Raw genomic sequence first — 10,127 nt, forward strand, 5'->3', positions numbered from 1 at the left:
AGTTGAAAATCATTCCCATTGAAATGTTTATTGTCTTTTGCATTGAAAAATATCGAAAATTACACTACATTAACACATCACGCCATCAAGAAGAAATCGTATTTTTCAGACGGCCTTTAATATAAAAACATTATACCTATCAACGGAACTCAACCATGACCACGACTACCGCCCCGCAGCGTATTCGGGAAATTCCCTACAACTATACTTCCTACACCGACCGCGAAATCATCATCCGACTTTTAGGCGACGAAGCCTGGCAAATCCTGCAAGACCTGCGAGGCCAACGTAAAACAGGACGTTCGGCGCGGATGTTGTTTGAAGTATTGGGCGATATTTGGGTGGTCGTGCGCAATCCGTATCTGGTCGATGATTTGCTGGAACACCCGAAACGCCGCGCCGCGCTGGTACGGGAAATGCGCCACCGGTTGAACGAAATCCGCAAACGCCGCGACGACAATCCGCAAGTCGATGTATTGGTTGCGGCGGCGGAAAAGGCGGTCGAGCGTTTTGATAGTAGTTTTGATGAAACCAGCAAAAAACGTCATAAGATTTTGGAGCGTTTGAGCAAAATCACCAAGCCGCACAATATTATGTTTGACGGGCTGGCGCGGGTAACGCACGTTACCGATGCGACCGACTGGCGCGTCGAATATCCGTTTGTCGTCGTCAATCCTGACACGGAGGCGGAAGTCGCGCCTTTAGTGCGCGCCTTAATCGAGCTGGATTTGGTCATTATTCCGCGCGGCGGCGGTACGGGTTATACCGGCGGTGCCGTGCCTTTGGATGCAAATAGTGCGGTCATCAATACGGAAAAGCTGGACAAGCATCGCGGCGTGGAATTTGTCAAACTGGCGGGCTTGGACGGCAAGCATCCGATTATCCATTGCGGCGCGGGCGTGGTAACGCGGCGGGTAGAAGAAACTGCACATCAGGCGGGTTTGGTGTTCGCCGTCGATCCGACTTCTGCCGACGCGTCCTGCGTGGGCGGCAATGTGGCGATGAACGCGGGCGGCAAAAAAGCCGTGCTGTGGGGTACTGCCTTGGACAACCTCGCCTACTGGCAGATGGTCAACCCGCAGGGCGAATGGCTGCGCATCGAGCGCGTGCGCCACAATTTCGGCAAAATCCACGACGAAGAAACCGCCGTGTTCGACGTTCACACGCTGGATTCAGACGGCCTCAATATCGTTAAGACCGAACGCTTGGAAATCCCCGGCCACAAATTCCGCAAAGTCGGTTTGGGCAAAGACGTTACCGACAAATTCTTGAGCGGCCTGCCCGGCGTGCAGAAAGAAGGTACGGACGGCATCATCACCAGCGTCGCCTTCGTGTTGCACAAAATGCCGAAATACACGCGCACCGTGTGTATGGAGTTTTTCGGCACAGTCGCCACCGCCACGCCGTCCATCGTCGAAATCCGCGACTTCCTGCTCGCTCACGACAGCGTGCGGCTGGCGGGTTTGGAGCATTTGGACTGGCGTTATGTCCGCGCCGTCGGCTACGCCACCAAAGCGGCAGGTAAAGGGCGGCCGAAAATGGTCTTGCTGGCGGACGTGGTTTCAGACGACGAAGCCGCCGTACAGGCAGCCGCCGAACACATCTGCGAACTTGCCCGCGCCCGCGACGGCGAAGGCTTTATCGCCGTGTCGCCCGAAGCGCGCAAAACCTTCTGGCTCGACCGCAGCCGCACCGCCGCCATCGCCAAACACACCAACGCCTTTAAAATCAACGAAGACGTAGTGATTCCGCTGGAGCGGCTGGGTGAGTATTCGGACGGCATCGAACGCATCAACATCGAGCTTTCCATCCAAAACAAACTCAAACTCTGTGCTGAATTAGAGCAATATCTGTCTGGCAAACTCCCCATCGACAAAATGGGCACGGACCTGCCGACCGCCGAACTTTTGGGCGAACGCGGCAAACACGCCCTTGCCCATGTTTCCGCCGTTAAAGAGCGTTGGGACTGGTTGCTCGCCAATCTCGATACGCCGCTTGTCGACTACAAAGCCCGCTACGGCGCAGCCGTCCATGCCGCGCCCGAAGCCAAAGACGACGAGAGCTGTTTCACCGCCTTCCGCGACTTCCGCCTGCGCGTGTCCGTCAAAGACGACGTAATGAAACCGCTCGCCGAAATCTTCAGCGGCAAAACCGACACCAAAATCATCGAAGGTTTGGGTAAAATCCACGCCAAAACCGTGCGCGGACGTGTCTTCGTCGCCCTGCACATGCACGCCGGCGACGGCAACGTCCACACCAACATCCCCGTCAATTCCGACGACGCCCAAATGCTTCAGACGGCCTACCGTTCGGTCGAGCGCATCATGAAACTCGCCCGCTCGCTCGGCGGCGTGATTTCGGGCGAACACGGCATCGGCATCACCAAGCTCGAATTTCTGACCGATGAAGATTTGCAGCCGTTTTGGGACTACAAAAACCAAGTCGATCCCAAGCACACCTTCAACCGTCACAAACTGATGAAAGGCTCGGACTTACGCAACGCCTACACGCCGTCTTTCGAGCTGTTGGGCGCGGAATCGCTGATTATGGAAAAATCAGACCTCGGCACCATTGCCGATTCCATCAAAGACTGCCTGCGCTGCGGCAAATGCAAACCCGTCTGCTCCACCCACGTTCCGCGCGCCAACCTGCTGTACAGCCCGCGCAACAAAATCCTCGGCGTGGGGCTGTTGACCGAAGCTTTCCTGTACGAAGAACAAACCCGCCGCGGTGTTTCCATCAAACACTTCGAAGAACTCATGGACATCGGCGACCACTGCACCGTGTGCCACCGATGCGTCAAACCCTGCCCGGTCAACATCGACTTTGGCGACGTAACCGTAGCCATCCGCAACTATCTTGCCGATTCCGGCCACAAACGCTTTGCACCTGCCGCATCGATGGGCATGGCATTTTTGAACGCCACCGGCCCGAAAACCATCAAAGCCCTTCGCGCCGCCATGATACAGACCGGCTTCCCAGCGCAAAACTTTGCCTACAAAATCGGCAAGCTTCTACCCGTCGGCACCAAAAAACAAAAAGCTGAACCCAAAGCCACGGTCGGTACTGCCCCGGTTAAAGAACAAATCATCCACTTCATCAACCGTCCTTTGCCCAAAAGCGTGCCCGCCAAAACACCGCGCTCCATGCTCGGCATCGAAGACGACAAAAGCATCCCCATCATCCGCAACCCCGCCGCGCCCGAAGATGCCGAAGCCGTGTTCTACTTCCCCGGCTGCGGTTCCGAGCGTTTGTTCAGCCAAATCGGACTCGCCGTCCAAGCCATGCTCTGGCACGTCGGCGTACAAACCGTCCTGCCGCCCGGCTATATGTGTTGCGGCTATCCGCAGGACGCGGGCGGAAACAAGGCAAAAGCCGAGCAAATGAGCACCAACAACCGCGTCGCCTTCCACCGCATGGCGAACACCCTCAACTACCTCGACATCAAAACCGTCGTCGTCAGTTGCGGCACCTGCTACGACCAGCTCGAAAAATACCGCTTCGAAGAAATCTTCCCCGGCTGCCGCATCATCGACATCCACGAATACCTGCTCGAAAAAGGCGTGAAACTGAACGGCGTGAAAGGTCAGCAATACCTCTACCACGACCCCTGCCACACGCCCATCAAAACCATGAACGCCACCCAAATGGCCAGTGGCCTCATGGGGCAGAAAGTCGTCTTAAGCGACCGCTGCTGCGGCGAATCCGGCATGTTCGCCGTCAAACGCCCCGACATCGCCACCCAGGTCAAATTCCGCAAACAGGAAGAAATCGAGAAAAACCTCAAAGAGCTGCCGCAGGGCGAACCCGTCAAAATGCTCACCTCCTGCCCCGCCTGCCTGCAAGGCCTAAGCCGCTACGCCGACGACAACGACATGCCCGCCGACTACATCGTCATCGAAATGGCGAAACACATCCTCGGCGAAAACTGGCTGGACGAGTTTGTGAAAAAAGCCAACAACGGCGGCGTGGAGAAAGTGTTGCTTTAAAACTTAGGCAATAACTTATAGTTGTACAAAGAGGCCAGTTATGTCTACTCATAACTACTGTCAATCCCTGCACCCTAGTTTTCCCTTTTTTCCTGCTTTATTTTAATCTTTTTTATAATGCACAAACCTTAAATTCTCTAAAGTAAGGATTTAATTTACTAAATAATTTTGTTTTATTTGCTATTATCCTTAACAATCACTATTGAAATGCGCGCCGATGTTTTGCCGCCTTGCGTATGCAGCTTGGGCAACGGCGAGGCTGCATTCGAGCAGGTTGCGGTTTTCGTATTCGGACGCGGTGTGCGGCTCGGCTTGGTTTTGTTTCCAAAACTGCAGTTGGGCGATGGCGCGGCGTAGGTTGGTATCGTTGCGTATGATGCCCAGATGGCGTTGGTTGAACGCTTGCAGGGTGGGGCGGCTGAATACGTTTTGGAGACCGTCTGAAAAGATGTCTGTTTCGGCGGAGGGGCTTTCAGACGGCCTTGGGGACGGTGCGGTTTGGAATGCTTGTCCGTCCGCAATGGTTTGGGCGGCAAGCCTGGCAGTCGCGACGCATTCGAGCAGGGAGTTGCTGGCGAGGCGGTTGGCGCCGTGCAGCCCTGTGCAGGCGGTTTCGCCTAAGGCGTAGAGCTGCGGCAGGGAGGTTCTGCCGCTGGGGTCGGTTTGGATGCCGCCGCAGGTGTAGTGTTGCACGGGGCGGACGGGGATGGCTTGGTGCGTGATGTCCAAGCCGCATTGGGATAGGCAGTGCCGATGGATGGAGGGGAAATGCCGGCGGACGAACTCTGCGGGTTGGCGGCTGATGTCGAGTGAGACGAAGTCTTGCGTTTGTTTGGCGATTTCGGCGGCGATGGCGCGGGCAACGATGTCGCGCGGCGCAAGTTCGGCGCGGCGGTCGTAATGCGGCATAAACCGTTCGCCCGCTTGGTTGGTCAGAATGCCGCCTTCGCCACGCACGGCTTCGGAAATCAGGAAGGTACGGCCGTTTTCAGACGGCCTTGCCAAGCCTGTGGGGTGGAATTGGATAAATTCGAGGTTTTCGACTGCGCAGCCTGCGCGTATCGCCATAGCGATGGCGTCGCCCGTGCATTCGGGCGGCGTGGTGGTGGCGGAGTAAATCTGCCCGAGGCCGCCGCCTGCGAGTATAGTATAGCGGGCGCGGATGCGGTAGGTTTCTTGCGTTCGACAGTCGAGGACGGTCAGCCCGCACGCTGCGCCCGATTCGGTTTGAACATCCAACGCCATCTGCCGCTCGCAAACGCGGATGTTCGGGCGGCGGCGTATTTGGGCAATCAGGCTCTGCATGACTGCTTCGCCCGTGTAGTCGGCGACGTGGGCGATTCGGCGGCAGGTGTGCCCGCCTTCGCGCGTCAGGTGCAAGTCATTATGATTCCGGTCGAACGCCACGCCCTGCGCCAGCAGCCATTCGATTGCCGGTTTGCCCTGCGACAGGATGGTGCGGACGGCAGCTTCGTCGCACAAACCTGCACCCGCTTCCAAAGTATCGGCGACGTGTTTTTCGATGTCGTCTTCTCCCGACCACGCCGCCGCAATCCCTCCTTGCGCATGACGGCTTGCGGTGTCGTCCAGCCGGTTTTTGCACAAAATGACGATGCGGAACGATTCAGGCAGCGACAGGGCGAGCGTCAGTGCCGCCAGCCCATTTCCGGCAATCAATACGTCGCAATCCGTTTGCATGGTGTTGTCCTTGTTTGAGGGGTCGTCTGAAACGGCAATATGGACGGCAAATCAGGCGGGGCCCACGCCGTTGAACACATCTTTTTTCTTCAGCCCTGCCGCGAAGTCAAGCATACGCTGCAAAGGCAGTTTGGCGGCTTCGCCCAGCTTTCTGTCCAACAGGATTTCGTTGTGTACGCTTGTCAGGGCGTATTTGATGCCGCCCAGCGAATTCATTGCCATCCACGGGCAGAACGCGCAGCTTTTGCAGCTTCCGCCGTTGCCCGCCGTCGGGGCGGCGATAAATTCTTTGTCGGGTGCCTGCTTTTGCATTTCGTGCAGGATGCCCAAATCGGTCGCCACGATGAATTTTTTTTCAGGGCGCGATACGGCGGCTTTCAGCAGCTTGCTGGTCGAGCCGACCACGTCGCCCAGTTCGATGACGCTTTGCGGTGATTCGGGATGAACCAGCACCACCGCGTCGGGATGCTCCGCCTTCAACGCCGCCAGCTCTTGCCCTTTGAATTCGTTGTGAACGATGCACGAACCCTGCCACAGCAGCATATCCGTGCCTGTTTCGCGGCGGATGTAGTCGCCGAGGTGGCGGTCTGGCCCCCAAATCAGTTTCTCGCCGCGCGATTTCAGATACGACACGATTTCCAACGCCACCGAAGACGTTACCACCCAGTCGGCACGTGCTTTCACGGCGGCGGAAGTGTTGGCGTATACCACCACCGTACGGTCGGGGTGTTGGTCGCAAAAAGCTGAAAACGCTTCTTCCGGACACCCCAAATCCAAAGAACATTCCGCTTCCAAATCAGGCATCAGCACCGTTTTTTCAGGGCAGAGGATTTTCGCGCTCTCGCCCATGAAGCGCACACCCGCCACCACCAGCGTACCGGCTTCGTGTTCCGCACCGAAGCGCGCCATTTCCAGCGAATCGCCCACGCATCCGCCTGTTTCCAAAGCCAAATCCTGAATCAGCGGATCGACGTAATAATGCGCCACCAAGACCGCATTTTTCTCCTTCAACAAAGCCTTGATTTCGTCTTTCAGACGGCCTGCTGTTTCTCGGTCGGGCGTGTCGGCAACCTTCGCCCATGCCTGACGGATTTGGCAGGCGGAAGTCGGCGTTTGGATGAGTGGCATATCGTAATCGAACGAGCGGCGGGCGGCGGTTTGCATGATGTTTCCTTGTAGCTGGTTTTTCAGACGGCATGAAGGTGTTTGCCGTTTATATTTTGAAATAGTTTTATATTATGCTCAACTTGAGTATAATATGCAAGGTCGTCTGAAAACCGCTTTGGTTTACAATAAGGTTTTCTCTTGAATGAAAGCCACGCATGGATGCCTATCCTGAAACAGCAGCCAATACGCAAAGTATCGTCGAGCTGGTTCCTGTACTGATCGCCATTACAAACGGCAGCTTGAGGGTTTTGACAGTTGCCAAAGGAGAGCTATTACCCAATGGCCTGCTTGCACCGCTTCGCCACTCTCTGCAAGCAGGAGTCAGAATGTGGGTCGCCAAGCAGACATCTCAGCCTATGGGCTATGTAGAACAGCTTTACACCTTTGTCGATACGCGCCGCCAAAACGAGCAAGGCATGCCTGTCTTGTACGTCAGCTATCTGGGGCTGGTGCGTGAGGCGGCCGACAACATCCTGCATCCTGATGCGAAATGGCAGGACTGCTACTGCTATTTTCCGTGGGAAGATTTGCGTACCGACGGCGGACAGCGCGATAGCATCGTCAGCCGCCTGCGCATTTGGGCAAACTCGGCGGATACGGAGGAAGTGCGCCAAAAGCGGCTCAAGCGCATTCATTTGTGCTGGGGGGTCGAGCCGGAAAACTGGTCGGAAGAATACGTTTTGCAACGCTATGAAATGCTGTATGAAAGCGGCCTGATAGCGGAAGCCGCCGAGCCGCAGGCAAACTTCGACTTCGCGCTCACGGGGCAGGCCATGCGCCACGACCACCGCCGCGTACTGGCGACCGCCCTGTCCCGCCTGCGCGCCAAAATCAAATACCGCCCCGTGATTTTCGAACTGATGCCGCCCGAATTCACGCTGCTGCAACTGCAAAACAGCGTCGAAGCCATCAGCGGCAGATTGCTGCACAAGCAAAACTTCCGCCGCCAGATTCAGCAGCAAAACCTCATCGAGCCGTCGGATACCGGAGTATCGGGCAGCAAAGGCCGTCCCGCGCAGCTTTACCGTTTCCGCGACGACGTCCTGCCCGACAGGCTGATTTCGGACATCGGACTGCCGCTGGGCAGCCGTTAGCCCGTTTTCAGACGACCTATAGTGGATTAACAAAAATCAGGACAAGGCGACGAAGCCGCAGACAGTACAGATAGTACGGAACCGATTCACTTGGTGCTTGAACACCTTACCAGGAACTATGGAAGTTTTAAAAAAGATTGGCACCACAGGCAACTCAGCCACAGGCAAACTTTTTCCAGATTTACCTCGCACAAATAAGGGATGGACTGAAAAAACACAAGTGCAATTCAAGCTTGAAGGCCAAGGAAAACCACATGTGAATAAAGGAAAAGGGGTAGTCAATACAGGGCTGGGGAAATCTGGCGGCAAAGAAGCTTTTGAGAAACAGATTATTCATTTTGAAAAAATTGGAGATATAAAATGAGCTATTTAAATTTAGATGATGATATGTATTTGGTTTATGATTTTAAAAAAGATATGAAAAATAGAAAAAAGAAGGAGCATATTGAAGATACAAGATTACTGTCATTGAATGACGAAAGTATCTTTGGCATCAAAAAAGACAAAGGATTGTTTGCGTCGGATGAATGGTGGGCTAATATTGATTCCGGACAGATTATCACCAGAAGCGTTTCCGGAGTAATATCGTCAATATATGAGGCAGGAATGGAAAGAAGAAACATACCGAATAGTTTTAGTTTTATAGATGGTGAAGGCATCGTAAGGAATGAAAGTATGTATATGATGAATAAATCCGACAGACATTTATTTTGTGAAGGGAAAAAAATTGCTATTTTTTACGCGTATGACGAATTAAAAATATCAAAACAAAGAAAAGGAGACGTAATTGATTTGGAAAACAACTATGTTGAGCAAGTCATTGAAATGGCAATTTCAAAATAATCAGATGACGCCGGAGAGAATTGTTCTCTTTGAGCTAAGGCGAGGCAACGCCGTACTGGTTTTTGTTAATCCACTATAAAATGAAGTTTTACCCCATCGGTGCAACATCCATCTTTTTCAACAAAGGAAACCCCATGTCGTCTGAAAACACCCTCTTCCCCCTGCCCGACACCCTGTTGCGCCCCATGGTGGAACAAGCCTTGAGCGAAGATTTGGGTAGGCGTAGCGACATTACGTCCGCCGCCGTTATCGCCCCCGATAAAACCGCCAAACTCTCCCTTGTCAGCCGCGAAGACGGCGTTATCGCCGGCATGGACTTGGCGCGTCTTGCATTTACAATTAAGGATCCCCTCGTCAACTTCCAAGCCGAAATCCACGACGGACAAACCGTTAGCGCAGGTCAGACGCTGGCCGCCGTCGAAGGCAACGCCCGCGCCCTGCTCGCCGCCGAACGTACCGCGCTCAACTACCTCACGCACTTGAGCGGCATCGCCACCGCCACCGCGCGTGCCGTTGCCGAGGTCGCCGAATACGGTACAGACATCGTATGCAGCCGCAAAACCATCCCCCTGCTGCGCGTGCTGCAAAAATACGCCGTCAGGGCGGGCGGCGGCAAGAACCACCGCATGGGTTTATACGACGCCGTACTCATCAAAGACAACCACCTCGCCTATTGCGACAGCATCGCCCAAGCCGTTCGGCAGGCAAAACAGGCGGTCGGACCGTTGACTTGCGTAGAAATCGAAGTGGACACGTTGGCACAACTGGACAAAGCCATCGAGGCGGGCGCGGAACGGATTTTGCTGGACAACATGGACGACGAAACCCTGGAAGAAGCGGCAAACCGCTGCCACACGCAAACCGCCCCCACACACACCATCTATTGCGAAGCATCGGGCGGCATCGGCTTCGACCGCCTGAAGCGAGTGGCACAAACCGGCGTGGACGGCATCGCCCTCGGCTATCTGACCCACAGTAGCCGCTCGTTGGACATAGGCTTGGATTTCGTGGCTTAAGTTTGAGTTGGCTATAAAGCAAAAGACAGGGTACTGCACTATCAAGTAAATTATATTTCTTGATACATATCCCAATTATTCAGGTTAAGATCTTTGCAAAAATTCCCTAAATTCCCATCAAGACATTTGGGGATGTGAAGGATTTTGCAAGAATTCCTTTATTACTAAGCAAAATGGATAACTTGTAGGAAATAAAAAATCCTCTTTCCCAAAAGGAAAGAGGATTTTTCAAGCTTGCCTAATTGCTTATTTCTTTTCTTTAGGCATTTGGGATACCAATGACAAGTTAACATCCAAGCCTTCGATTTGGAAGTGTGGAC

At 54.3% G+C, this 10,127-nt stretch carries 7 protein-coding genes; 5 read left to right on the forward strand and 2 right to left on the reverse strand.

What is annotated here, in order from left to right; translation table 11 throughout:
* The first annotated feature begins 155 nt into the window (after positions 1–155).
* Complete coding sequence (locus ACTHUT_RS04155) at positions 156–3,989, forward strand: DUF3683 domain-containing protein (RefSeq protein WP_440386729.1); 3,834 nt, start codon at positions 156–158, stop codon at positions 3,987–3,989.
* A 189-nt stretch (positions 3,990–4,178) separates the two neighbouring features.
* On the opposite strand, the gene nadB is transcribed toward ACTHUT_RS04155, so the two are convergent.
* Together nadB and nadA are read right to left on the reverse strand one after the other, a co-directional pair.
* Positions 4,179–5,687 (reverse strand): L-aspartate oxidase, encoded by a 1,509-nt coding sequence (gene nadB, locus ACTHUT_RS04160; RefSeq protein WP_440386730.1) that lies wholly within the window; start codon positions 5,685–5,687, stop codon positions 4,179–4,181.
* Between the two features lie 51 nt (positions 5,688–5,738).
* On the reverse strand, positions 5,739–6,851 hold the full coding sequence (gene nadA / locus ACTHUT_RS04165) for a quinolinate synthase NadA (RefSeq protein ID WP_440386731.1): 1,113 nt from the start codon (positions 6,849–6,851) through the stop codon (positions 5,739–5,741).
* A gap of 158 nt (positions 6,852–7,009) precedes the next feature.
* On the opposite strand from nadA, the gene ACTHUT_RS04170 reads away from it, so the two are divergent.
* From ACTHUT_RS04170 to nadC, 4 genes are all read left to right on the forward strand, one after another.
* Positions 7,010–7,948: an NUDIX hydrolase gene (locus ACTHUT_RS04170; RefSeq protein ID WP_440386732.1), complete on the forward strand. Its 939-nt coding sequence runs from the start codon at positions 7,010–7,012 to the stop codon at positions 7,946–7,948.
* Between the two features lie 118 nt (positions 7,949–8,066).
* Entirely contained in the window at positions 8,067–8,312 is a 246-nt protein-coding gene (locus ACTHUT_RS04175) for a hypothetical protein (RefSeq protein ID WP_016687381.1), read from the forward strand.
* Positions 8,309–8,791 carry a hypothetical protein gene (locus ACTHUT_RS04180; RefSeq protein ID WP_013449309.1) on the forward strand — a complete coding sequence of 161 codons (483 nt, stop codon included), beginning with the start codon at positions 8,309–8,311 and terminating at the stop codon, positions 8,789–8,791. The genes ACTHUT_RS04175 and ACTHUT_RS04180 overlap by 4 nt, the downstream gene beginning before the upstream one ends.
* A 134-nt stretch (positions 8,792–8,925) precedes the next feature.
* Positions 8,926–9,807 (forward strand): carboxylating nicotinate-nucleotide diphosphorylase, encoded by an 882-nt coding sequence (nadC, locus tag ACTHUT_RS04185; protein ID WP_440386734.1) that lies wholly within the window; start codon positions 8,926–8,928, stop codon positions 9,805–9,807.
* The last annotated feature ends 320 nt before the right edge of the window (positions 9,808–10,127 follow it).

The organism is Neisseria sp. P0022.S010 (assembly GCF_051956635.1).

Bases quoted from the DNA above. Each gene is read 5' to 3' on its own strand.
- nadC (WP_440386734.1), top strand. From the start codon at position 8,926: ATGTCGTCTGAAAACACCCTCTTCCCCCTGCCCGACACCCTGTTGCGC.
- ACTHUT_RS04180 (WP_013449309.1), top strand. From the start codon at position 8,309: ATGAGCTATTTAAATTTAGATGATGATATGTATTTGGTTTATGATTTT.
- ACTHUT_RS04175 (WP_016687381.1), top strand. From the start codon at position 8,067: ATGGAAGTTTTAAAAAAGATTGGCACCACAGGCAACTCAGCCACAGGC.
- ACTHUT_RS04170 (WP_440386732.1), top strand. From the start codon at position 7,010: ATGGATGCCTATCCTGAAACAGCAGCCAATACGCAAAGTATCGTCGAG.
- nadA (WP_440386731.1), bottom strand. From the start codon at position 6,851: ATGCAAACCGCCGCCCGCCGCTCGTTCGATTACGATATGCCACTCATC.
- nadB (WP_440386730.1), bottom strand. From the start codon at position 5,687: ATGCAAACGGATTGCGACGTATTGATTGCCGGAAATGGGCTGGCGGCA.
- ACTHUT_RS04155 (WP_440386729.1), top strand. From the start codon at position 156: ATGACCACGACTACCGCCCCGCAGCGTATTCGGGAAATTCCCTACAAC.